Origin of the sequence: Serratia sp. JKS296 (assembly GCF_900215445.1) — a bacterium.
Classification (GTDB): Bacteria; Pseudomonadota; Gammaproteobacteria; order Enterobacterales; family Enterobacteriaceae; genus Serratia; species Serratia marcescens.
Genome location: NZ_OCMX01000001.1, coordinates 155,477 through 178,985, shown reverse-complemented (window position 1 = coordinate 178,985; position 23,509 = coordinate 155,477). Strand labels below are relative to the sequence as shown.

The window sequence follows — 23,509 nt, the reverse complement described above, 5'->3', positions numbered from 1 at the left end:
CCTTCGCACCCGCCTGCTTTTTCTGCCATTATTCTGCCTGATAAATTAGCGGGACTGATACAACCTCCCCGCGCCTCTGGAGAACACCGATGCTGTTCAAACTATGCAAAACCCTTGCGATGGCCTGCGTGGCCCTGATTATCGCCCAGAGCAGCGCGCTCAGCTTTACCCTGGAAGTGGCGGGCAAGATCGACAACGTGACCGACCCGGTCAAAAAAAGCTATCTGTTCACCGATAAGCAGCTGTTGGCGATGCCGGTGCGCAGCATCACCACCTCCACTTCCTGGACGCCGCAGAGAAAATTTGAAGGGATTTCGGTGGCCGATATCTTGGAGCGCGTCGGCGCCAAGGGCGAGACGCTGACTTTCTACGCGCTGAACGATTATTACATCGACGTGCCGCTGTCCGACGTCAAGAAATACAACATGATCCTGGCCTACAGGATGGACGGGGAAATGCTGAAGCTCAGAAACTTCGGCCCGCTGTTCCTGGTTTACCCGCGCGACGCCGCCGGGCCTGAACTGAACTCGCCGTTGTACAATTCACGCTTTATCTGGCAAGTCGACAGGATCGTGATCAAATGAAGCTGACGACCTTTAAGAACGGCAGCAGGCTGGCGATCCCGGCCATCTTTGCCGCGCTGTTTTTAGTGGCTTCGACCGTCACGCTCTATTACTACAGCGCCACCCTGTCGAAAAAAGGGCTGTATGCCATCGCCGGCACGCAGGAGAATTACTCCTGGTCTATCGCCAAGTTCTCCATCAAGCTGGCGGAGTTCGACACGCTGGTCGAGCAGCAAAGCCATGCCGCGCAGGTGGACAGCGACAATCTGCGACTGCGGTTCGAAATCCTCTATTCGCGCTTTTACGTGCTGGAAACCGTCTCCGAATCCACGCAACCGCTGTACGCCGAGCCGGGCTACCCGGAAGTGGTCAAGCAGATGCGCCTGCAGATGGATCGCATCGATAAACTGCTGGATAACCCGAAAATCGACTTCAGCCAGGTTTTCGCGGCCATGAAGGCCATCAAGCCTTACGCTATCGAAATGGCCAACCTGACCGACCACGCCGAGGTGAAGCAGCGCACCGCAGCCTATGAGGATTACATCGAGAAACGGCACATTATTTTCTATGGGCTGGTGATCGTCATGTTCTCGGTGATCGCGCTGATCGCCATCACCCTGATCGTGTTCCGCCAGCAGCGGCTGACCATTCGCCAGCAGGCCAAAGCCATTGAGGCGGAGAAAGCGACGCGCACCAAAAACGCCTTCCTCGGCGCCATCGGCCACGAGCTGCGCACCTCATTGCAGAGCGTGATGTCGGCCATCGACGTGCTGGTGAACACCCGAGTGTCGGCGGAGCATGCGGACACTTTCCAGCGGCTGGAGACCGCCGCGCAGCAAATCGAAAGCCAGATGAAGGATCTGACCGACTACGCGCACCTCGACAGCGGCATGATGGAATTGCGCATCGTGCCGTTCGACGCGCAGAAGCTGATCGCGGAAACCGCCAACGAAATCGCCACCCTGACCCGCAAAGAGCAGGTCAAACTGAGCTGCGAAGTGGAGTGCAGCCACCTGTTGGTGCACTCCGATCCGCTGCGCATCCGGCAGATTATCGTCAACCTGCTGACCAACGCCTACAAATACACCGAAAGCGGCAGCATTACGCTGCACAGCTGCCTGCGCCGCCAGCCGGGCGGCAATTCGTTGATCATCGAAGTGACCGACACCGGCATCGGTATTGAAAAAGACCAGCTCGATCAGATCTTCAAACCCTTTACCCAGTTGGATCAGTCGCATACCAAACAGTATGCCGGCGTGGGAATGGGGCTGGCGATCGTGCACGGCCTGGTGACGCTGCTCAACGGCACCATCACGGTATACAGCGAAATCAAGAAAGGCAGCACCTTTATCGTCAGCATTCCGGTGCAGATCAGTGAAGAAGAGCGCGCCGACGAGCCCGCCGCCGCCAATGCCCCCCTGCAGCAAAAGCCGCAGCAGGTGCTGGTGGTGGATGACAACAAGTCGGTGGGGGATGCCTTTGCGGCGCTGCTGGACAAGCTGGGCTACCAGCACGAACTGTGCGACTCGCCGGAGCGCGCGTTGCAGAAACTGCTCAGACGCCCTTACGACGCGCTGTTGCTGGATCTGCAGATGCCGGGCATCGACGGCGCCGCCCTGGCCAGGCAGCTGCGCAATCGTCGCGGCCCCAACCGCCATGTGCCAATCATCGGCATCAGCGCCTATACGCCGGAGCAGCTGACGGCGGATCAGCGCGCCCTGTTCGATAACTACCTGATGAAACCGGTTCGGCTGGATGCGCTGTCGAGCGCGCTGGCCGAGGTGTTCCCCGCTAAAGATTAAAACAGCGTTGCAGTGCGGCTTCGATCACATGGAGCCGCACCGGTTTTTCATAAGGACCGAGCACATCGTACTCGCGCATCGCCTGAGCGATCTCCGACTCGCGTCGGTCGGTGCCCAGTTCGCCGGTCAGCACCAGTACCGGCGCGTCCGGGTTGTCGGAGGCGCGGATGGTGGCGATACAGCGATCCGCCGTTTCCTCACCGATCAGCCAGTCCACCACGTAACCGTCGAACAGGCTTTGCTGCAGCGCTTGGCAGAAGCTGTCGACATCGTAAAACGCCACTGCGTTGAAACCGCAGCCGCCGAGGTACTTGGCCAGCTCATCGGCCGCCTGATGCGAATCGTCCAATACCGCGATGCTCAACCGCTCGTCATCGCCGTAACCGGGCCGAATTTCTATCAGTTCGACGCCGTAACGCGGGCCTGCCGGCGCCTCATCGGCGCGATAGATATGCCATTGCCCCTCCACGCGCAGCGCCACAAATTCCGCCGGCCGCCCGGCAGGAAGTTCGTCGCCAATGTGCCCGACACAGGGCATCGCCACCCCCGCCACGAAAAAGATGGCATCACGCGCCATGTTTGGCTCGGTCGTCTCATGTTCGGCGCTCAAATCGGCGATCGCCGCCGGCGTTTCTCCCAACGCGGCCGCGACGCTGTTGATCTGTTCCAGCGTCCAGGGGCTTTGCCCTTTCAATTTGCGGTGCGCATGTGAAAAACTCAGATCCAAGATGCGGCTGAGTTCGCGGGCATGCTGACGTTTTCCAATCCCGTAATGTAAAAACAGCTCCCTGACCCGATTGGCAATCGACTGTGAATCGAATTTTTGATGATTGTTATCCATTTGTTCCTTCGATTTTTTTTACTGATTTATCAGTCGTTTTGATTATTTCTGCTGAAAAAGCCACACCTAAAACTAGCATCCCATGCAATTATGCGTTAAAAACGTTGCTTGACATACCATGTTGTATCGTCAAACATGGTATCAAAAGAGACATACAGCAATACACTATAAAAAATAACACCAGCACGATTTTTAATAATAACCATAGTAACACCAGGGAAAATTTGTTCCGTTGCCGCTACTGAGACGATGCTCACATCGCTTGGACTGCATAAGCAAAACGGGGCTTGAGCCTTTAGCGCTAATCTGTTTTACCCACTTTTAAGCCGGGATCCGTCAGGGTCCCGGTTTTTTATTGCCCTGGTGCCGCGCCATCATACGGACTCACCCCGCAGCCGCAAATAAAAACGGAGCCGGCATGCCGGCTCCGTTGACCCTGTAATGACCGCTTGGCTTAGAAACGCCAGGTGAAACCGGCGTTGACGCTGTTGTCCTGATGGTTCTGCGACAGCAGCCCGCCGTAGCCCAGCGACAGCGAGGCGTTCTCGTTCACCGCCACTTCCGCACCCGCCTTCAGCACCATCCCGTCGCGCGACACCGGCACGCTGTCCACCACGAACGGCGCGTTGCCGCCGTTGAACCGCAGCCCGGTGCCACGCTCCAGCCCGCCGTACTGGTGTTGCCACCCCAGCTCGCTGCGCAGCGCCACCGTCGTGCCCGGGCTCACCTGCCACTCAGTGTCCGCGCGCAGTCCCAGCGTCGACACCGTCGCGTCGGTGTGCTGCTTGTCGCCGCGCAGCGCCGCTGCGCCGCCGCTTTCCGCGATGCCGTTGTTTTCGAAGTTCACGTACGCCAGGTTGACGAACGGCTCCAGGTTCAGCCACTCGCCCTTCACGCTGTAGCCCGCTTCCGCGAACAGCTGCTCGGTGCGCGCGCTGTACTTCGCCGTGTCGCGGTCCGACTGCATCCCGTAGTTCACCGACCGCTTGGTGTCGATGCGGTGCCAGGTATAGCCCGCCCCGCCCCGCAGCGCCAGCGCCCCGAACTGCTTGTCGCCGTACGCCGCCAGGTGGTAGTTGTCGCTGTCCGCCTTCGACCCGTACCCGCCGTGCAGCGAGGTGCGGGTGTAGCCGGTCGCCACCCCCAGCCGCCAGTCGGCCGCCGCCGCCGAGTCCAGCCCCACCAGCACCCCGTAGGTCGAGGCCTGATAGCCGGTGGCGTTGGCGTCGCCCGACGCATGGTCCCACGCTCCCAGCAGCTGCGCCCAGGCGCCGTCCTCGTCCGCCTTGATGGCCGACGAACTCGCCAGCCCTTCCGCCTGACGCAGACGCCCGTTCAGCGCCTCACGCAGGTAGCGGCTGTCGTTCACCAGCGCCGACGCGATGTCCGCATGGATTTGCCCCGACAGCTGACGGAACGCCTGCCGCGCCTCGCCCGCCGTGCCGCTGTTGAGCAGGCTCTCGTACACCGGGTTGCCCGCCGCCAGCGCATCCGCCGCCGCCGCCACCGCCCGTTCGTTCGGCGTCTTCGCCACGCTGGCGAAGCTCGTGCCGTTACGCCCGACGCTCAGCGTTACCCCGGTCGGCTGGTAGCTCAGCCCGGTGCCGAGGAACAGGTAGTTCGGCGCCACCGCGTCAAACTGCCCGCTCACCCCCTGCTGCGCGCTCAGGATGGTGTACTGCTGGCCCAGCAGGCTGCGCACCTCGCTTTGCGTCAGCAGGTTGCTGCTGTTCTCCAGCGTGACCGCCACCTCGCCGCCGCCGATCGTCGCCGCTCCGCCGCTCTGGATCCGATCGCTCTGGCCGTTCGGCCCCACTTCCACCGCATAGCGCGAACCCGGCTCGAAGCTGACGTCGCCGGCCACGTTCAGGGTGCCGATCGAGTTGCCCGGCGCCACGGTGCCGCCGCGGCGGGCGGTCAGCGAACCGACCGTGCCGCTGCCGCCGACGATGCCGCCGCTCTGCACGCTGACGGCCGAGGTGACCGAGCCGTTGATCGCCAGCCGCCCCTGATTGACCAGCGTCGGCCCGGAATAGGTGTTGGCGCCGGTCATGACCAGCGTGCCCCTCCCTTCTTTGGTCAGGCCGCCATGGCCGGAGATGTTGTTGGAGTAGACTTCCAGTTCGCAACTGATGTCGTCACACTTTCTGGCGTGCAGCGTGCCGGCATCCACCTCGGCGCCCAGACCCGGAATATTGGCGACAAACTGGGTCGGGCCGTAAGCCACGCCCGTCGGATCCGGAATGCGGAACTCCGCAGGAATATCTTCGACGGTATAGAACATGCCCGGGCCGTTGATGGCTTTGCCCAGGTTGATCATTCCCCAGCCGTAGAGCGCGTCGATGCCCGGCGCGCCCATGTCGGTGGCGGTGGTTTTCAGCACGTCGGCAATCTGCGCCGAGCTCATGTACGGGAAGCGCTGCAGCAACACCGCCACCGCGCCGGTGACGTGCGGCGTCGCCATCGAGGTGCCGTTTTTATTGCCGTAGTCCGACACCAGGTTGGCCGGATCGGAACCGTTGGCCACGGTGCTGTAGATTTTGCTGCCCGGCGACGAGACGCAGAAGCTGGCGGTATAGCCGCAACGGGAAGAGAAGCTGCTGATGGTGTAAGGCACGCTGTTGGTCGATGTCGCATCCTGCGCCACGCTGGCGACCGACAGCCAGTTCGGCGCGATGTCCGGCACGAAATAGGCCAGGCCGCTGATCACATCCGGCTGGTTGTAGTTGCCGTCGTTACCGGCGGCGAACAGCACCAGAATATTTTTGTGCGCCGCGTCGATGGCGCCCTGATAGCCTGCGCCGGCCAAACTGCCGAGCAGCGGTTTGACCTGATCGAACTGTTCCTGCGCATCCTTCAGCTCAAAGTGCAGCGCGTTGGGATCGCGGCCGCCGTCGGACAGGAAATCGGGAATACTGACGCCCCAGCTGTTGTTGATTACCCGCACGCCGCTCTTGATCATCGCCTGCCAGCCGGCATTGGTGACGGCGCCGTCCAGGCCAAGGAATTCGCCGTAGGCCGGGCCGTCGTTGTCGTTATCGACGCTGATCACCTGCGAATCGAAGGCCACGCCGTGCATGCCGACGCCGTCGCGGTTCGCCGCGCTGATGCCCGCGACGTGCACCCCGTGATTGCTCAGCATGCCCTGTGAACCGCTGTAGAAGTGGAAGGTGCCGTCGAAGTAAAAGCGATCGCCGGCGTTAATCCCCGGCCGGTGCGGATCGGTATAGGCGCGATAGCCTTCGGTGACCACGTTGATCAGTTTGCCGTCGCCGGCGAACTCGGGATGGCGGTTGACCGGGGTATCGAAAATGCCCACCGTCTGCCCTTTGCCGGTGTAGCCGGCGGCATAGGCCTCATCGGCGTGGATCGCCCCCAGCCCCCAGTTGGCGTTGAATTCTGCGCTGCGCCAGCTGGCCGGATCGCCGGCTTGGCCGCTCACCTCGTGCGGCGCCGCCTGCGCATACCCCGCCAGCGCCATGCAGCAGACCAGCGCGTTCAGCCGCCACGGCGAGCGGCGAGCGTTTCCTTTGCTATCAAAACCCATTGTTGTTGTCATTTCCTTACCTTTTGCTTGTTATTGGCCGACGCCCCAGGTGCGCCGGGTTCTCATTAGCAGGATGTGAAAAAGGAACCGCCCGCAGGCGGTTCCCGTACAAGGATTAAGTCGATGTTGCTTAGAAGCGCCAGGTGAAGCCGGCGTTGACGCTGTTGTCCTGATGGTTCTGCGACAGCAGCCCGCCGTAGCCCAGCGACAGCGAGGCGTTCTCGTTCACCGCCACTTCCGCCCCCGCCTTCAGCACCATCCCGTCGCGCGACACCGGCACGCTATCCACCACGAACGGCGCGTTGCCGCCGTTGAACCGCAGCCCGGTGCCACGCTCCAGCCCGCCGTACTGGTGTTGCCACCCCAGCTCGCTGCGCAGCGCCACCGTCGTGCCCGGGCTCACCTGCCACTCAGTGTCCGCGCGCAGTCCCAGCGTCGACACCGTCGCGTCGGTGTGCTGCTTGTCGCCGCGCAGCGCCGCTGCGCCGCCGCTTTCCGCGATGCCGTTGTTTTCAAAGTTCACGTACGCCAGGTTGACGAACGGCTCCAGGTTCAGCCACTCGCCCTTCACGCTGTAGCCCGCTTCCGCGAACAGCTGCTCGGTGCGCGCGCTGTACTTCGCCGTGTCGCGGTCCGACTGCATCCCGTAGTTCACCGACCGCTTGGTGTCGATGCGGTGCCAGGTGTAGCCCGCCCCGCCCCGCAGCGCCAGCGCCCCGAACTGCTTGTCGCCGTACGCCGCCAGGTGGTAGTTGTCGCTGTCCGCCTTCGACCCATACCCGCCGTGCAGCGAGGTGCGGGTGTAGCCGGTCGCCACCCCCAGCCGCCAGTCGGCCGCCGCCGCCGAGTCCAGCCCCACCAGCACCCCGTAGGTCGAGGCCTGATAGCCGGTGGCGTTGGCGTCGCCCGACGCATGGTCCCACGCTCCCAGCAGCTGCGCCCAGGCGCCGTCCTCGTCCGCCTTGATGGCCGACGAGCTCGCCAGCCCTTCCGCCTGACGCAGACGCCCGTTCAGCGCCTCACGCAGGTAGCGGCTGTCGTTCACCAGCGCCGACGCGATGTCCGCATGGATTTGCCCCGACAGCTGACGGAACGCCTGCCGCGCCTCGCCCGCCGTGCCGCTGTTGAGCAGGCTCTCGTACACCGGGTTGCCCGCCGCCAGCGCATCCGCCGCCGCTGCCACCGCCCGTTCGTTCGGCGTCTGCGCCACGCTGGCGAAGCTCGTGCCGTTGCGCCCGACGCTCAGCGTTACCCCGGTCGGCTGGTAGCTCAGCCCGGTGCCGAGGAACAGGTAGTTCGGCGCCACCGCGTCAAACTGTCCGCTCACCCCCTGCTGCGCGCTCAGGATGGTGTACTGCTGGCCCAGCAGGCTGCGCACCTCGCTTTGCGTCAGCAGGTTGCTGCTGTTCTCCAGCGTGACCGCCACCTCGCCGCCGCCGATCGTCGCCGCTCCGCCGCTCTGGATCCGATCGCTCTGGCCGTTCGGCCCCACTTCCACCGCATAGCGCGAACCCGGCTCGAAGCTGACGTCGCCGGCCACGTTCAGGGTGCCGATCGAGTTGCCCGGCGCCACGGTGCCGCCGCGGCGGGCGGTCAGCGAACCGACGGTACCGCTGCCGCCGACGATGCCGCCGCTCTGCACGCTGACGGCCGAGGTGACCGAGCCGTTGATCGCCAGCCGCCCCTGATTGACCAGCGTCGGGCCGGAATAGGTGTTGTTACCGGTCAGCACCAACGTGCCGATGCCCTGTTTGGTCAGGCCGCCATGGCCGGAGATGTCGTTGCTCCAGAAATCCAGGCCGCACAACACATCGCTGCAGACGCGCTCGGTCGGTTTGCCCTTGTCCAGCACCGCGCCGACGCCCGGCAGATCCACTACAAACTGGGTCGGGCCGTAGGCCACGCCCGTCGGATCCGGAATGCGGAATTCTTCGGGAATATCCTCGGCGGTCACCAACATGCCCGGGCCGTTGATGGCCTTGCCCAGGTTGATCATCCCCCAGCCGTAGAGCGCGTCGATGCCCGGCGCGCCCATGTCGGTGGCGGTGGTTTTCAGCACTTCCGCCACCTGCGCGCCATTCAGATACGGGAAACGCTCCATCAGCACGGCAACGCTGCCGGCCACGTGCGGCGCCGCCATCGAAGTGCCGCTGTATTTGGCGTAACCGGTCGTCAGATTCTCCACGCTGGTGCCTTCGATTATCGAGCTGTATACCCGGGTGCCCGGCGCCGAGACGCAGAGGCTGGCGGTGTAACCGCAGCGAGAAGAGAAGGTGCTGATGCTGTAATCGCCGGTATTGGTCGGATCCTGCAGGCTGGCGACCGAGAGCCAGTTCGGCGCAATGTCCGGCACAAAATAAGCCAGACCGGCCATGGCATCGGGGTTATTCAGATTGCCGTCGTTACCGGCGGCGAAGATGGTGACCACGCCGCTGCGGGCCGCGTCGATCGCGCCCTGATAGGCGCCGCCGGGCTTGGTGCCGAGGATCTGTTTGATCTGATCGAACTGCTTTTGCGCATCGTTTACTGTGAAATGCGGATAAGCCGGGTCATAACCGCCCTCATCAAACTTTTCGGTGATGCCGATGCCCCAGCTGTTGTTGATGATGCGCGCGCCGCTGGCCACCAGCGCATCCCAACCGGCCTGGTACACCGCGCCGTCGTTGCCGAGGATGATGCCGTCCTCCGGGCCGGGATCGCCGTTTTCCGCGCTGATGATCTGCGCGTTGAACGCCACGCCGTGCATGGCGCCGCCGTCTCGGCTGCCGGCGGCGATGCCGCCCACGTGGGTGCCGTGCGAACCGAGCGTGCCATCGGAATCCACGCTCGGCGTGCCGTCATAGCGGAAAGCGTCGCCTTTTTTCACCGGAATATAGGGGTCGGTATATTCGCGGATGCCTTCGGTAACCAGATTGATCACCTTATTCTCACCGGCGAACTCCGGGTGCTTGGCGTAGACTGGCTGATCGAAAATGCCAAGTTTGATGCCTTTTCCGGTATAACCGGCGGCGTAGGCCTGGTCGGCGTGGATCGCCCCCAGCCCCCATTCCGCATTAAACTCACTGCTGCGCCAGCTGGCCGGATCGCCCGCTTTGCCGTTCTCTATATAGCTGGAGGCCTGCGCCCCGCCAATCGCCGTCAGGCAGATCAGCATCGCGCTCCATTGTGCGCGATGAACTCCGATTTCAGGCCAGCCGAAGGCCGCCCGAGCGGATTTGACTCCTCTAAGTTTCTTCTCCATCCCAGATACCGTCCGTTGTTGTTTGCAAATGTTTTATAAGATTTTTTGTGTAACAGTTTGGTAACACCAAATAAATAAAGCACAACAATCTCAAGTGCGCTTAATGTGTCATCCGGCAGCTCGACGGGAGGAGAGAATGTTTCAGGGGTGAATCAGGCCAGTGCCGATAAGAAATGACAATGACGTTTGCCGGTATCAAAATGGCGATAACACGTGAAGGGATAAATTATAATTTGCTGATAAATAAAAATATAACCTAGGGAGACATAAAGGATGCGGCCGCCTGAAAAGTGCTTAACAGGCGTCTTTTATCACTTTTAATTATAAATTTTGCCAATATTCACTCAGTGAATTATGCTGGTTTTTCACTCGGTCATCGGCAAAAATTGGATTATCCTGCTGATGTTTTTTTGCAGTTCGTCGCGTCCTCTTCCGCCTGACGCAGAATGGCTTTGGCCATCCATTGCGTGACGTCCTGAATGCTCTCAAGCTCCAGCCCCCAGATATCTTTCAGCACCAGGAACACCTCCGAGCCGTAAATCAGCGAGAAAGCATGAATCACTCTCTGCAGAGAGTCCGGCGGCAGTTTGCCCTGCAGCGGTTCCACCGCCAGCGCCAACAGACGCTTGCGGTTGCCGCGCACGAATTTCTCGCCCGGCGTCGCGTGCGCCCACTGTTGCAAAGAGAGTTGCAGCGCCGCGCGCAATGCTCCCTCGTGCCGCTCCATCTGAGGATAGGCGAAAGTCAGCAACTGCCGGATGCGTTTCAGGGCGTCATCGTCTTGCGGGCGCCATTCCAGAATAGGCCCCAGGCTTTCCGCCACCACGGCGCTAATCAGCGCACTCTGGGTCGGAAAATAGCGGTAGGCCGTCGCACGCGATACCTGCGCATGCGCCGCCAGTTCGGTGATCGAAGGAAACGCCCCTTCGTCATACAGCGTCATCGCGCTGGCCAGCAACAAACGGTAGGTTTTTTCCCGGGTGGAAGTCAGTGAAGGATCAAACGGGGTGGGAAAGGCATCTATCGGCACATAAACCTCATGCATCTGCACACGCTTGCGCAACAGAGGATGCGCCTCTGTCGACTGGCTGCCGGCAAAGCGCCGGCCACGTTGAAAAGCTCAAAAATGAGACAGGAGTCCCATTTTGCACTGAGCTGCCCTTGCAAAAATGATACTGCCGTCTCATTATATAAATACATTAATCAATTTAATTTAAACGCCAACACCAGGGCACCCCATAAAAATATAACAAAATGATTTTTAAATAAAAATTAGAAACACCCCAGGAAAATACATGAAATACACTTCAAATTTTGTCTATATTGCTACCACAGCAGATACGAAAGGACAAGAGCTGGAGTATGTACGGCGGCTGATCGCTGCCCTGAATTTACCCACGCGAACCGTCGATCTTTCCACTCGTCGCTTGCCGTTTGACTCCCCGGCCGATATCGGTCCAGAAGACGTCGCACGCCACCATCCGGCAGGCGCCGACGCGGTCTTCTGCGCCAGTCGCGGCCAGGCGATCGCCGCCATGGCGACCGCTTTCGAACGTTTTATCCTGACGCGCCGCGATATCGCCGCCTTGCTTGGCCTGGGCGGTTCCGGCGGCACCGCCATCATCACGCCGGCCATGCAGCAGCTGCCGATCGGCCTGCCGAAAGTGATGGTCTCGAGCATGGCGGCGGGAGACGTTTCCGCCTATGTCGGCGCCAGCGATATCAACATGCTGTATTCGGTCACCGATCTCGCCGGCCTGAATCGCATCTCGCGACGGGTGCTGGGCAACGCGGCGCGCCAGATAGCCGGCGCAGTGCACTTCGCCGCCGTCGACTATCACGACAACAATCCCGCGATCGGCCTGACGACGTTTGGCGTCACCACGCCCTGCGTTCAGGCGTTGGTTGCCGAGCTGGGATCGCAATGGGATTGTCTGACGTTTCATGCGACCGGCAGCGGTGGCAGATCGTTGGAAAAACTGATCGATAACCGCCAACTGCACGGCGCCATCGATTTGACCACGACCGAAGTGGCCGATTACCTGTTTGGCGGCATGCTGCCCTGCAATGCGGATCGTTTCGGTGCCATCGCGCGTACCGGCATCCCGTGCGTGCTCTCCTGCGGCGCGATAGACATGATCAACTTCGGCGCGCCGAATACGGTGCCGGCTCACTATGCCAACCGTCTGCGTCACCATCACAACCCGCAAGTGACGCTGGTGCGCACCAGCGCGCGGGAGAATGCGTTAATGGGGCGTTGGATGGGCGAAAAAATCAACGCCTGCGCGGGCGAAGTGCGTTTCGTTATCCCGGCGGGCGGCGTATCGGCTTTGGATGCGCCCGGCCAACCGTTCTGGGATCCGGCGGCGCTGGCCGCCTTTACGCAAGCGCTGGAAGAAACGGTGCACGCCACCGGCAAACGCCGGTTGATAAAAACGCCTTATCATATTAACGACCCGCGCTTTGCGCAGGCCGTTGCCGAACAGTTTCGGCACATTGTCGGCGGAGAATGATGATCACCCACGGCAAAGCCTGCCGGTGATAACGCCAAATAGAAAAAGGGCCAGACAAATAATCTGGCCCTTTATTATTTACCGCGAGCGGATATTACTGACCGGCGGGCATCTGCTCCTTCATTTTATTCATGTGGTCCATCATCTTTTGCTCGCGTTTCTGATAATTCTCATTGTATTGTTTTTTCTGCTCAGGCGTCAGCAGGTTATACATTTTATTTTCCGCTTTGGCGCGTGCCAGCATGCGTTCGGATTGCGCTTTACCGATCGCGTCAATTTGCGCCTTCGCCTTCGCTTCGTCAAAGCTGTCGGAAGCGACCAGATTGTGCAGCGCCTGGCGCTCCTCTTTCATGCCCGGCCCGCGCTTCTGGTGCGACTCTTTCATGATATCGCGCATCTGCTGGCGCTGCTGCTCGGTCAGGTTCAGCCCGGCGAACGGGCCGCCTTTGCCTTCACCCTTGTGATGCATCATTTTCATCGGCGCCGCATCCGCCGCCGGAGCCGTCGCCGTATCGGCGGCGAACGCCGCGGAAGCAGAACCCAGAGCCAGCGTGGAAGCAATAAATAAAGCCGTCAATTTACGCATAATCATTTCCTTAAAAATTTTCTTCATCAGGAGCGCTGTACGTTAACAGGCTCATTCGTTGTCGGAGATAATAATAGGCTGATAAATTTCAAGTAATGCGAGGGTGTGTAAACTTTTTAAAACCCGTCTCGGATTTATTCACCAATTATGAGAAAACTATGAAGATGGCGTTTATTTGATGGAAATTTTAATTTCTCGGCAAAAATCCCCCCGGTGGAGTTATTTTTCCGCTTTCCCCTCATCGCTATAATTTACTCACCTGCACGGCAACCTTGCATCAACCGTTTTCCGATAGCAGGGGAAATCAGTAAGCATCACACGATCCGATGTTCTCCTACACTTTAAGACAAGCAGCGCCGGGCGACGTTTACACCGCAAAACTAATCATTGCTTATATAATAGTTTCCATCACCCGCCCCGCCTGTGAAAACCTGTTATATGATGCACAGATGCGTACGGCGATCGCTTTCGGGCCAACAGGCTGCCCGGAGCTGTGCCGCCCGCCCGTGCTCTTTTGAGGAATCGTCATGCCCGCAGACCAAGGCCCTGAGCTTCTTAGCGCTCACTTCGGCACCCAAAGCCCCCACTGGCGGCTGGCGTTTGACAGCAATGCCCTGGAGCTGTCCGCCGTTAAGGGCAAAGCTCATATCGCGGTGGCGCTCAGCGCCATGGAAGCGGCGAAAATCCGCCGTCTGACCGGCGTGACCGCCAGCCTTGATCTGACCATTACGCTGGCCGGTGAACCGCTGCATCTGCATCTGGTCGGGCGCCGCGTCAACAACCTCGAATGGGCGGGCACCGCTTCCGCCTTCAGCGACACCCAATCGGTGGCGCGCGACCTGGTGCACGGCCTCTCCTTCGCCGAGCAGGTGGTGTCCGAAGCCAACTCGGTGATCGTGATCGTCGATCAGCACGGCCGCATCCAGCGCTTCAACCGACTGAGCGAGGAGTACACCGGACTGCACGAACACGAGGTGATCGGCAAAAACGTTTTCCAGCTGTTTATGAGCCCGGAAGAAGCCGCCGCTTCGCGGCGCAACATCGCCGGCTTCTTCCGCAACGGTTCGTCCTATGAGGTGGAACGCTGGGTGAAGACGGTCAAGGGCGAACGGCTGTTCCTGTTCCGCAACAAATTCGTGCACAGCGGCAGCGGCAAAAACGAAGTCTTTCTGATCTGTTCCGGTACCGACATCACCGAAGAACGCCGCGCGCAAGAGCGGCTACGGGTGCTGGCCAACACCGATCTCATCACCGGCCTGCCGAACCGCAACGCCATCCAGGACAAGATCAATCACGCCATCGCCACGCGCGGCGAAGAGAGTTTCGGCCTGGTGTACCTCGATCTCGACAACTTCAAAAAGGTCAACGACGCCTACGGCCATATGTTCGGCGATCGGCTGCTGGTCGAGGTCGCGCTGGCGATCCTCGGCTGCCTGAGCCCGGATCAAGTGCTCGCCCGCCTCGGCGGCGACGAATTCTTGGTGCTGGCGCCGCAAAGCGATCGCGAGCGCCTGCAAACGCTGGCGCAGCGCATTATCGACAGGCTGAAGACCCCTTTTCGCATCGGTCTGATTGAGGTGTATACCGGCTGTTCGATCGGCATCGCGCTGTGCCCGGAGCACGGCAACGATCTCGACAGCCTGATCCGCAGCGCCGATACCGCCATGTACGTCGCCAAGGAGCACGGAAAACGCACCTATACCGTCTTCTCGCCGGAGATGAACAAACGCGTCGCCGAATACATGTGGCTGGACACCAATCTGCGCAAAGGGTTGGAACAAAATCAGCTGGTGCTGTATTACCAGCCTAAAATCGACGCGCACAGCGGCGAAGTGCACAGCGTGGAAGCGCTGGTGCGCTGGGATTCGCCGGAGCGCGGCCTGATCCCGCCGCTGCAGTTCATCTCCTATGCCGAGGAGTCCGGCCTGATCGGCCCGTTGGGCCAATGGGTGCTGCAAACCGCCGCCGGGCAGGCGGCGCAATGGCAAGAGCAGGGATTGAATCTGCGGGTGGCGGTCAACCTCTCTGCCCGTCAGCTGGCCGACGACGGCATCGTCAACGACCTGCTCGGGGTGCTGCACCGTCACCGCATGGCCCCCTGTCTGCTGGACTTCGAGTTGACCGAAAGCAGCCTGATTGAAGACGAGAACCGCGCGCGCGCGCTGATCACCCGGCTGCGCGAACTGGGCGCGCAGGTGCATCTCGACGACTTTGGCACCGGCTATTCGTCGCTGGCGCAGCTGGCACGCATTCCTCTGGACGCCATCAAGCTGGATAAAAGCTTCGTGCGCGGGGTGAATTTCAATCCGGTATCGCAATCGCTGGTACGCGCGATCGTCGCGGCGGCGGAGGCGTTGGCCTTCCGCGTGATCGCCGAAGGGGTGGAGACCGAGAGCGAAAACCACTTCCTCGACGAGGTCGGCGTGGACGAAAAACAGGGCTTTCTGTTCGCGCGGCCAATGCTCCCGGAACAGCTGGAGCATTGGCTGCAGTCCTATCGCCCGCGCTCACCCTCCGCATGAGGCGGGCGCGTTAACGTTAGCCGGCACGACGCAGGTTCAGGGTATGGCGATCCTGTAACATCACCAGCCGCTCGATGTAGGCACGGTCTTTTTCCTCAATGGTAAAGGCCGAGTGCACCCAATCTTCGGTAATGTCCATCAGCTCGGAACGCGTCAGCTGCAACACGCGCTGACGCGCCCGCAGCATGGCGCGCATGCCGTTGAGCTTCGGCCGGATGGTATCGATGAAGGTGCGCGTCGCCAGGTAGGCGTCGCCGGGCTGGAACAGCTGGTCTACCAGCCCGCGGCTCTCGAACCACTCTGCGGTGTGCGACTCGCCGCCCCAAATCAGCTCCTCGGCCAAGCGCATGCCCGCCTTGCGCGCCACCAGCGAGTAACCGCCCATACCGGGAAACAGGTTGAACGCAATCTCCGGGAACCCCATGCGCGCATTGTTTTGCGCCAATACGAAATGGTGCGCCAGCGCCGCTTCAAAACCGCCGCCCAGCGCACTGCCTTCAACCATCGCAATGCTGATCGCGCCGGTGTCGAAACCGCGTGCCGCCGCATGCACGCAGTCGATGCAGGCACGCGCGTAGGCCATCATCGCCTCGCGCTTGCGGTTTTTGATCGCTTCGGCGAAGAACTGCAGATCGCCGCCGACGTTGAACATGTTCGGCACCAGCGAGCCGGTGACCCAGAAGTCGAACCGCAGCGAAGACTCCTTCGCCGCCTGCGCCAGCGTCATGATGTCTTCAATCAACGCCTGGTTGAAGCAGGGGCGCGGCGCGGCGCGCAGCAGCATCCACATGATGTGCCGCCCCTCTTCATAGTAGGCGGAGATCTGCGACAGATTGCCCGCTTCGGTAAACGGACGACAGGTGGGGTGATTAAGCAATTTCATAAGACCTTCCAGTTTTTCTGTTGATGACGGATGGGACCGTTCCAGCCCCTACGGCTGCAGCGGAGCGGCGAGCGGCAAAGCGCGACGCCACATCATGAGTAAACGCTTTCTCGCCGACGAAACAGATAAAAATTGGAGGTAGAGAAGTGAAAAAAACCGAGGCGCCACGGGGTTTTCATAGGAATTTTACCTATCGCGCCATCCCCGGCATTTCATGCCGGGCGCTAACGCGTTAAGCTCGCAAATTGACCGTTTGCCGCCCCGGCGCTCAAAACGCCGCAGGGCTTTGGCTATAATCAACGCTGATACATGCCGTTTAACGTTAAGGAAATCGTGAAGTAATGCCTACAGGACCAGACCAGGAACGCCGCCAGCCCACACAAGACACGCCGCCGAAGCCGCTTATCGCCATCAAGACCGGCCATGAGACGCTCGACCGCCGCATCAGCGGTTTTTCACGTCTGATTGAACGCATCAAAGCCTGGCCGAGCGTGGCGCACCTGCTGCGCGCCGCCGAACGCTTTAACGATCGGCTGGGCAGCCAGTTTGGCGCCGCCATCACCTACTTTTCATTCCTCTCGCTGATCCCGATCCTGATGGTGTCGTTCGCCGCCGCCGGTTTCGTGCTGGCTTCCAACCCGGATCTGCTGGCCCGCTTGATCAACCGGATCGTCGGCAGCATCAGCGATCCGACGTTGGCCAGCACGCTGAAGAATACCGTCAACACCGCCATTCAGCAGCGCACCACCGTGGGGTTGACCGGTCTGGCGCTGGCGCTCTATTCCGGCATCAGTTGGATGGGCAACCTGCGCGAGGCGATCCGCGCGCAGTCACGCGATGTCTGGGAGCGCAATCCGCAGGATCAGGAGAAAATCTATTTCAAGTACACCCGCGACTTCATCTCGCTGACCGGCCTGGTGGTGGCGCTCATCATTACGCTGTCGCTGACCTCGGTCGCCGGGTCGGCGCAGGCGGCGATCGTCAACGCGCTGGGGTTGGACGGCATCGAATGGCTGCGGCCGGCGTTGACAACGATCGCGCTGTCGATCTCGATTTTCGCCAACTATCTGCTGTTCCTGTGGATTTTCTGGATGCTGCCGCGCCATAAACCGAAGAAAAAAGCGCTGCTGCGCGGCACCTTGCTCGCCGCCATCGGTTTTGAGGTGATCAAGTTCGTGATGACGATGACGCTGCCGCAGGTGGCGAAGTCGCCTTCCGGCGCGGCCTTCGGCTCGGTGATCGGGCTGATGGCGTTCTTCTACTTCTTCGCCCGTTTGACGCTGTTTTGTGCCGCCTGGATCGCTACCGCCGACTACCAAGGCGACAAAGCCTTGCCGGAACGCGAGCCGCCGGCCCCCTGAAGCCATGCAATCGTGCCGGTGTTATCGCACACGCCGGCACTTTCCTCTGGTTAATAAACAAAAACCCAGTCAATCCCTCTAAATCATGCGGCATGACATTCGGAAAACCAGCATAACAAACTACCCATTCACTTTTCTTTCCCGTTTTTACAGCCATTCCCTCTGTATGAAACCCATTTCTCAACGTTTAACGCTACAGAAAAGAAGCCCGGTAAAACATTAGTCTTTTTAACCGGTTAGCGGCGGCGTTGCCCAAAGTTACAGCGTTGAAAAGGCGGAATGCTGTCACTAAGATGGATTTTTACCCCCTCCAACAATAAGAAATAGATATGCAAGCCACCATCGCACCCCCACTCGACGCCGACGACGCGTCTACACCGGTGAATTCCCGCGGGAAAGTCATCGTCGCCTCGCTGGTCGGCACCGCCATCGAGTTCTTCGACTTCTACATCTACGCCACCGCCGCGGTGATCGTGTTCCCACACATCTTCTTCCCGCAGGGCGACCCGACCACCGCGACGCTGCAGTCGCTGGCCACCTTCGCCGTCGCCTTTGTCGCGCGCCCTATCGGCTCTGCGCTGTTCGGCCACTTCGGCGATCGCGTCGGGCGCAAGGTCACGCTGGTCGCCTCGCTGCTGACCATGGGGATTTCCACCGTGCTGATCGGCCTGCTGCCGAGCTATGAAACCATCGGCATCTTCGCCCCTATCCTGCTGGCGCTGGCGCGCTTTGGCCAGGGCCTGGGGCTGGGTGGCGAATGGGGCGGCGCAGCCCTGCTGGCGACGGAGAACGCGCCGGCCAAAAAGCGCGCGCTGTACGGTTCTTTCCCCCAGTTGGGGGCGCCTATCGGTTTCTTCTTCGCCAACGGCACCTTCCTGCTGCTCTCATGGCTGCTGAGCGACCAGCAATTTATGGAATGGGGCTGGCGCGTGCCGTTCATCCTCTCCGCGGCGCTGGTGCTGATTGGCCTGTATGTGCGGGTATCGCTGCATGAAACGCCGGTGTTCGCCAAAGCGGCCAAGGCCGGCAAACAGGTGAAAGTGCCGCTCGGCACGCTGCTGAGCAAACATCTGAAAGCCACCATCCTCGGCACCTTCATCATGCTGGCGACCTACACGCTGTTTTATCTGATGACGGTGTATTCGATGACCTACGGCACCGCGCCGCAGCCGTTGGGCCTCGGTTACTCCCGCAACAGCTTCCTGTGGATGCTGATGGTGGCGGTGATTGGTTTCGGCGTGATGGTGCCGATCGCCGGTCTGCTGGCGGACGCGTTCGGCCGCCGCAAGACCATGATCGCCATTACCCTGCTGATGATCGGCTTCGCGTTCCTGTTCCCGACCCTGCTGGGTTCCGGCAACCAGGCGCTGGTGATGGGCTTCCTGCTGTGCGGCCTGAGCATCATGGGGCTGACCTTTGGCCCGATGGGTGCGCTGCTGCCGGAGCTGTTCCCTACCGAAGTGCGCTATACCGGCGCGTCATTCTCCTACAACGTCGCGTCGATCCTCGGCGCGTCCGTGGCGCCTTATATCGCCACCTGGCTGGCGGCCCATTACGGGCTGTTCTACGTCGGTATGTACCTGGCGGCGATGGCCGGGCTGACGCTGCTGGCGCTGCTGCTGATGAAAGAAACCCGCCACCAGTCGCTGTGATCCTCTGCGGCCCCCTCACTGCGGGGGGCCGCACGCGTTGTTCGTTTCCTGTCATAAAACCGGGCTATGCTGAATGTTTCTCTCGGTAACAGGATCGGCCGATGTCTTTGCGTCGTGGGGTATTTGTCTGCGTGGCGCTGCTGGCGGCTCTCGCCATCGCGCTCTATTACGGGTTGAAGCCTGACCATCCCGATGCGCTATGGCGCATCGTCAGCCAGCAATGTCTGCCCAATCAGCAAGCGCATGACAACCCGGCGCCCTGCGCGCAGGTGGATGTGCCGGCCGGTTTCGTGGTGTTTAAAGATCGCAACGGGCCGTTGCAATACCTGCTGATGCCCAGCGCCAAAATCACCGGTATCGAAAGCCCGGCGCTGCTGGACGCCGCCACGCCGAATTTCTTCGCGCAGGCCTGGCGCGCGCGCCACGTGATGGCGGAGCGTTATGGCAAACCCATCGACGACGGCGATATTTCACTGGCGATCAACTCGGAATATGGCCGCACGCAAAACCAGCTGCACATTCATATCTCCTGCCTGTCGCCGGCGGTAAAACAGCGGCTGGCGCAGATTGGCCCCGATTTCATCGAGCAATGGCAACCGCTGCCCGGCGGCCTGTTGGGGCATGACTATCTGGGGCGGCGGGTGACCCCCGCCGAACTGGAACAACAGGGCGCCTTCCGCCTGCTGGCCTCCGGCCTGCCGCGCGCCGACGGGCGCATGGGCAGCTTCGGCCTGGCGATGACCGCGCTGCCGGACGGCGATTTCCTGCTGCTGGCGACCGAGCGCAGCCTGCTGCCGTTTACCCTGGCCTCGGCGGAAGAGATCCAGGATCACGACTGCCGGCTGCTCACGCCGCCGCCGCACGCCTGATTATTTTTTGCCTTTCATCTCCCGCAGGATCTGCCCGCACGGATTCTCCTCGCCGCCCTCACTGGGCGAGACCAGCGCCAGCAGCGCCGCTGCCGGCGTCAGCACCGCCCCCAACGCCACCGCCGCCGCGCCGCGCGCGATCAGCGGCCCGGCTTTCACCCCGGCGTCCGGATGCTTGAAGGTGCCTTTCACGTACAGCGGCGAGCGCAGGGTCAGCACGCGCATCCCCTTGCTTTCCGGATCGATGGACAAATCCAGCCGTTCGGTGGCGAGGTTGGTGTTGCCGGTGATGTTGATCACCGCGTTTTCGGTGTCGAACACGAACAGCCGCGGCGCGGCGACGCCGCTGCGGATGCCGACGTCCGCCGCCGCGCAGTTGATGCCCACCACGTCGTCACCGAACAGCTGCGCCACCAGATAGTTGCCGACGTTCAGACCGAGGATCTCCATCAGGCTACGGCTGATCACCCCGTTATTGATCAACAGACGCAGGTCGCCGTTGCTGGTCGCCAGCAGCTCGGCCACCGAATTGCCGCTGCCCGTCAGTCTGGCGTCGCCGTTCATCTGCCCGAGGCTGCGCTTCATCGCCGCCACGTTCGGCAACAGCTGTTTGAGCTGGAGTTTGCGCGCGTGCATATCTACCTGACCGCGCATCGGCTTTTTGCCGCCATCGAGGCGCACGACGGCGCTCAGGCTGCCGCCCGCCATCCCGAAGCGCAGCGGATCCAGGCGCAGTTCGCCATTGTTCAGTTTCAGGTGCGTGGCCAGATCGCTCAGCGGCAAATCGCTGCCGCGTTCAATGCGCGCGGCGGCAAACTTCACGTCCGCATCCATCTTGCGCCAGCTTTGCGTATCGAACTGTTCGACCGGCAGCACCTTATCCGCCGGCTGGCGGCTCTTCTCGCCGCGCCCGGCTTTGGCGGCGTTGGAGTCCGCGCCGATCAGCGGCGCCAGATCCGCCAACCTCAGCTGCCGGGAGCTCACCGCGCCGCTCAGCGTGGGCCGCGGTTTACCGGCGACGTATTTCAAGCTACCGTGAATGTCGCTGTCGCCGATTTTGCCGTCAAATTTCTGATACTCGAACACGGCGCCGCCCGGCTGATGCAGACGAGCCATCAGATGGCCATCGGTCGCATACGGCGGCGTGTTCGGCAACAGCACGCCGGTCAGGCCATAGAGGTTGCCCAGGCTGTCGCCGGAAAATTTCAGCTGCACGTCCAGGCCGCCGAGATTCAGCGGATCGGACAAGGTGCCCGCCACCGCCACCCGGGTGCTGCCGGAACGCACGTCGGCCTGCAGCGGGAACGGCAGAGCGGCGCTCTGCAGCGACAGCATGCCGCCGATCTTGCCGCTGCCGCTCAGCGGTTCGCCGTTATATTTGCCTTTCACCTGCCAGCCGAAAACATAATCGGGTGTAGCGCTCTTGCCGCCGCTCTGTTTGCCGGTCACTTCACTGAACGGCAGCGGTTTGCCGAGCGGATCGATAACGGCGCGGAAATCCGCCTTTAGCGTGGCGTCTTTAAAGGCGATCTGTCCCTTGTCGAACACGATATCGTGAACGGTGAACGACCAGTCGGAAGGCGGCTGCTTGGGATCCTGGCCGCCGGCCAGGTCAAACGTCCAGTTGTTGTCGCCGTTGGCCAGGCGTTGCAACGACGCATTCGGCCGCTTCAGCCAGATGCGCGGGATCAGCAGCTCTTTACCCAGCAGCGCCAGCGGTGCGATGCTGGTGTCGATGCGCTGCAGCGTCACCATGCTGTCGCCGGGCATGTTTTTCGGATTACCCAGCCACACGTCTTCGGCATGAATATGCGGCCAGGGCACCCAGGCGCGCCAGCCGCCCTCATCCGGATTACGTGACCAGTCGACGCCCAGATCGCCGCGGATGGCGAACGGCCGCCGCAGTTCGGCCGACACTTTGTCGTTGATGGTGGGCTTGAGTCGATTCCAGTCGAAGGTAGCGATGAAGATCGCCAGTGCGGCGATCGCCAGCAGCACAATGCCGCCCAGCCAGCTGAAAACCTTTCCTGTTCTTGTCATAGCGGCTCCCTCAGCGCATAAGCCAGGCTGCCGAATAAAAGGAAAAGGAATTAGCAGCCCCGTTTAAGCCTAGCTGAGGATAGGCCGGAGTTCACGCCGGCGCGCCGGGCGCGGCAAACAACGTCGGCACGCTGTGCAGCGTTTCAAAGCACGCCGGACGGGAAAGGTAGTAGCCCTGTGCGGCCAACGCGCCGGAGCGCTGCACCAGGCGCCACTCCTGCTCGGTTTCCACCCCCTCGACGATCACCCCGTCGCTGTGCTGGTTCATCATCTTGATCAGGGTGCCGAGCAGCTGCACCCCCTCTTCCGACTGTTTGAGCAAGGTGAACAATTCGCGCGCCACCTTGATGTATTGATACCGCCAGGCACCGACGGCGGAGAAGTTGGCCAGCCCGCTGCCGAAATCGTCCAGCCACAGCCGCTCGCCGCCGACAATCTGCTGCAGCGGGCGGTTTGATGCCGTTGCGGCGTGCTCCACCAGCTCGAAGCGCAGATAGGGCATCTCGGCGATCTGCCGTTGCAACGCGCGATGACGCTGCAATGCTTGCAGCGCGATGCCGTCGATATTGACCGATACCATCACCGCGTGGCGGATGAACAACGCCTGCCAGCGCTGCAACAGCGCCAGCTGTTCCTGAACCACCCGCAAACGCTCGGCGACGCCGAGCGAGGCAAAATACTGTTCCGGGGATTGCCGCTTGTCCGGCTCATTCGGGTGATGCACCGCCGTCAGCAGTTCCACCGCCAACAGCGCGCCGCTGGTGCGATAAATCGGCTGGAAGGTATACAAGCGCCGGCATTGCCGCCAGTAGCGCCGCGATTTGGCGCAGGCATAGAGGGCAAAACAGGGCGCCAGCAGACCCGAGATCAGATTGGTTATCATCGGTACTATCGCCGTGGCGGGGAAGTGAGAGCGCTGCCGCTGTTTCTTTACCCAACTTATCGGCCACGCCACGTAAAACTTTAAGCACGAATTGCCGCATGCTTTCCTCTTCACCCTGTCGGCGTTGGCCGATCGCGATCATAAAAAATTAAAACACTGTTTTAATTTATTGACTCCCTTACCGCCTTGCGTGGAGACTGGTGGCT

15 protein-coding genes are annotated in these 23,509 nt (G+C 61.2%); 7 read left to right on the top strand and 8 right to left on the bottom strand.

Annotated elements, in window-relative coordinates:
- The first annotated feature begins 89 nt into the window (after positions 1-89).
- Both CRO23_RS00850 and CRO23_RS00845 read left to right on the top strand, forming a co-directional pair.
- Entirely contained in the window at positions 90-584 is a 495-nt protein-coding gene (locus tag CRO23_RS00850) for a molybdopterin-dependent oxidoreductase (protein WP_004931017.1), read from the top strand.
- Complete coding sequence (locus CRO23_RS00845) at positions 581-2,365, top strand: ATP-binding response regulator (RefSeq protein WP_016930453.1); 1,785 nt, start codon at positions 581-583, stop codon at positions 2,363-2,365. The genes CRO23_RS00850 and CRO23_RS00845 overlap by 4 nt, the downstream gene beginning before the upstream one ends.
- Here the strand turns inward: CRO23_RS00845 and CRO23_RS00840 are convergent.
- The 4 genes from CRO23_RS00840 to CRO23_RS00825 form a co-directional block, all read right to left on the bottom strand.
- Positions 2,355-3,206, bottom strand: coding sequence for a helix-turn-helix domain-containing protein (locus tag CRO23_RS00840; RefSeq protein WP_016930454.1), 852 nt, complete (start codon positions 3,204-3,206; stop codon positions 2,355-2,357). The genes CRO23_RS00845 and CRO23_RS00840 overlap by 11 nt on opposite strands.
- A 454-nt stretch (positions 3,207-3,660) precedes the next feature.
- The gene (locus CRO23_RS00835) at positions 3,661-6,765 is read right to left on the bottom strand and encodes an autotransporter serine protease (RefSeq protein ID WP_441347582.1); all 3,105 of its coding nucleotides are present in this window, start codon (positions 6,763-6,765) and stop codon (positions 3,661-3,663) included.
- Between the two features lie 118 nt (positions 6,766-6,883).
- Positions 6,884-9,907, bottom strand: a complete 3,024-nt coding sequence (locus tag CRO23_RS00830) for an autotransporter serine protease (protein ID WP_097101220.1) — start codon at positions 9,905-9,907, stop codon at positions 6,884-6,886.
- A 478-nt stretch (positions 9,908-10,385) separates the two neighbouring features.
- Positions 10,386-11,039 carry a TetR/AcrR family transcriptional regulator gene (locus tag CRO23_RS00825; RefSeq protein ID WP_097103062.1) on the bottom strand — a complete coding sequence of 218 codons (654 nt, stop codon included), beginning with the start codon at positions 11,037-11,039 and terminating at the stop codon, positions 10,386-10,388.
- 250 nt (positions 11,040-11,289) lie between these two features.
- Between CRO23_RS00825 and CRO23_RS00820 the strand changes: the two genes are divergently transcribed.
- Positions 11,290-12,507: a Tm-1-like ATP-binding domain-containing protein gene (locus CRO23_RS00820; protein ID WP_097101219.1), complete on the top strand. Its 1,218-nt coding sequence runs from the start codon at positions 11,290-11,292 to the stop codon at positions 12,505-12,507.
- A 94-nt stretch (positions 12,508-12,601) separates the two neighbouring features.
- Here CRO23_RS00820 and spy read toward each other — a convergent pair whose 3' ends face one another.
- On the bottom strand, positions 12,602-13,093 hold the full coding sequence (spy, locus tag CRO23_RS00815; RefSeq protein ID WP_028128096.1) for an ATP-independent periplasmic protein-refolding chaperone Spy: 492 nt from the start codon (positions 13,091-13,093) through the stop codon (positions 12,602-12,604).
- Between the two features lie 527 nt (positions 13,094-13,620).
- On the opposite strand from spy, the gene pdeR reads away from it, so the two are divergent.
- Positions 13,621-15,615: a cyclic di-GMP phosphodiesterase gene (gene pdeR, locus CRO23_RS00810; RefSeq protein WP_016930460.1), complete on the top strand. Its 1,995-nt coding sequence runs from the start codon at positions 13,621-13,623 to the stop codon at positions 15,613-15,615.
- 16 nt (positions 15,616-15,631) lie between these two features.
- Here the strand turns inward: pdeR and CRO23_RS00805 are convergent, their stop codons facing one another.
- Positions 15,632-16,498, bottom strand: coding sequence for a crotonase/enoyl-CoA hydratase family protein (locus CRO23_RS00805; protein ID WP_016930461.1), 867 nt, complete (start codon positions 16,496-16,498; stop codon positions 15,632-15,634).
- A gap of 341 nt (positions 16,499-16,839) precedes the next feature.
- On the opposite strand from CRO23_RS00805, the gene yhjD reads away from it, so the two are divergent.
- From yhjD to CRO23_RS00790, 3 genes are all read left to right on the top strand, one after another.
- Complete coding sequence (gene yhjD, locus CRO23_RS00800) at positions 16,840-17,859, top strand: inner membrane protein YhjD (RefSeq protein WP_079452489.1); 1,020 nt, start codon at positions 16,840-16,842, stop codon at positions 17,857-17,859.
- Between the two features lie 329 nt (positions 17,860-18,188).
- Positions 18,189-19,511 (top strand): MFS transporter, encoded by a 1,323-nt coding sequence (locus CRO23_RS00795; protein ID WP_016930463.1) that lies wholly within the window; start codon positions 18,189-18,191, stop codon positions 19,509-19,511.
- Between the two features lie 101 nt (positions 19,512-19,612).
- Complete coding sequence (locus CRO23_RS00790; protein WP_016930464.1) at positions 19,613-20,380, top strand: CDP-diacylglycerol diphosphatase; 768 nt, start codon at positions 19,613-19,615, stop codon at positions 20,378-20,380.
- Here CRO23_RS00790 and CRO23_RS00785 read toward each other — a convergent pair whose 3' ends face one another.
- Together CRO23_RS00785 and pdeH are read right to left on the bottom strand one after the other, a co-directional pair.
- Positions 20,381-22,420: an AsmA family protein gene (locus CRO23_RS00785; RefSeq protein ID WP_097101217.1), complete on the bottom strand. Its 2,040-nt coding sequence runs from the start codon at positions 22,418-22,420 to the stop codon at positions 20,381-20,383.
- Between the two features lie 91 nt (positions 22,421-22,511).
- Complete coding sequence (gene pdeH / locus CRO23_RS00780) at positions 22,512-23,303, bottom strand: cyclic-guanylate-specific phosphodiesterase (RefSeq protein ID WP_097101215.1); 792 nt, start codon at positions 23,301-23,303, stop codon at positions 22,512-22,514.
- Positions 23,304-23,509 lie beyond the last annotated feature (206 nt).

What these genes read in the sequence shown, in the direction of transcription:
- CRO23_RS00850 (WP_004931017.1), top strand. Translation starts at nt 90, where the DNA reads ATGCTGTTCAAACTATGCAAAACCCTTGCGATGGCCTGCGTGGCCCTG.
- CRO23_RS00845 (WP_016930453.1), top strand. Translation starts at nt 581, where the DNA reads ATGAAGCTGACGACCTTTAAGAACGGCAGCAGGCTGGCGATCCCGGCC.
- CRO23_RS00840 (WP_016930454.1), bottom strand. Translation starts at nt 3,206, where the DNA reads ATGGATAACAATCATCAAAAATTCGATTCACAGTCGATTGCCAATCGG.
- CRO23_RS00835 (WP_441347582.1), bottom strand. Translation starts at nt 6,765, where the DNA reads ATGACAACAACAATGGGTTTTGATAGCAAAGGAAACGCTCGCCGCTCG.
- CRO23_RS00830 (WP_097101220.1), bottom strand. Translation starts at nt 9,907, where the DNA reads ATGCTGATCTGCCTGACGGCGATTGGCGGGGCGCAGGCCTCCAGCTAT.
- CRO23_RS00825 (WP_097103062.1), bottom strand. Translation starts at nt 11,039, where the DNA reads ATGCATGAGGTTTATGTGCCGATAGATGCCTTTCCCACCCCGTTTGAT.
- CRO23_RS00820 (WP_097101219.1), top strand. Translation starts at nt 11,290, where the DNA reads ATGAAATACACTTCAAATTTTGTCTATATTGCTACCACAGCAGATACG.
- spy (WP_028128096.1), bottom strand. Translation starts at nt 13,093, where the DNA reads ATGCGTAAATTGACGGCTTTATTTATTGCTTCCACGCTGGCTCTGGGT.
- pdeR (WP_016930460.1), top strand. Translation starts at nt 13,621, where the DNA reads ATGCCCGCAGACCAAGGCCCTGAGCTTCTTAGCGCTCACTTCGGCACC.
- CRO23_RS00805 (WP_016930461.1), bottom strand. Translation starts at nt 16,498, where the DNA reads ATGAAATTGCTTAATCACCCCACCTGTCGTCCGTTTACCGAAGCGGGC.
- yhjD (WP_079452489.1), top strand. Translation starts at nt 16,840, where the DNA reads ATGCCTACAGGACCAGACCAGGAACGCCGCCAGCCCACACAAGACACG.
- CRO23_RS00795 (WP_016930463.1), top strand. Translation starts at nt 18,189, where the DNA reads ATGCAAGCCACCATCGCACCCCCACTCGACGCCGACGACGCGTCTACA.
- CRO23_RS00790 (WP_016930464.1), top strand. Translation starts at nt 19,613, where the DNA reads ATGTCTTTGCGTCGTGGGGTATTTGTCTGCGTGGCGCTGCTGGCGGCT.
- CRO23_RS00785 (WP_097101217.1), bottom strand. Translation starts at nt 22,420, where the DNA reads ATGACAAGAACAGGAAAGGTTTTCAGCTGGCTGGGCGGCATTGTGCTG.
- pdeH (WP_097101215.1), bottom strand. Translation starts at nt 23,303, where the DNA reads ATGATAACCAATCTGATCTCGGGTCTGCTGGCGCCCTGTTTTGCCCTC.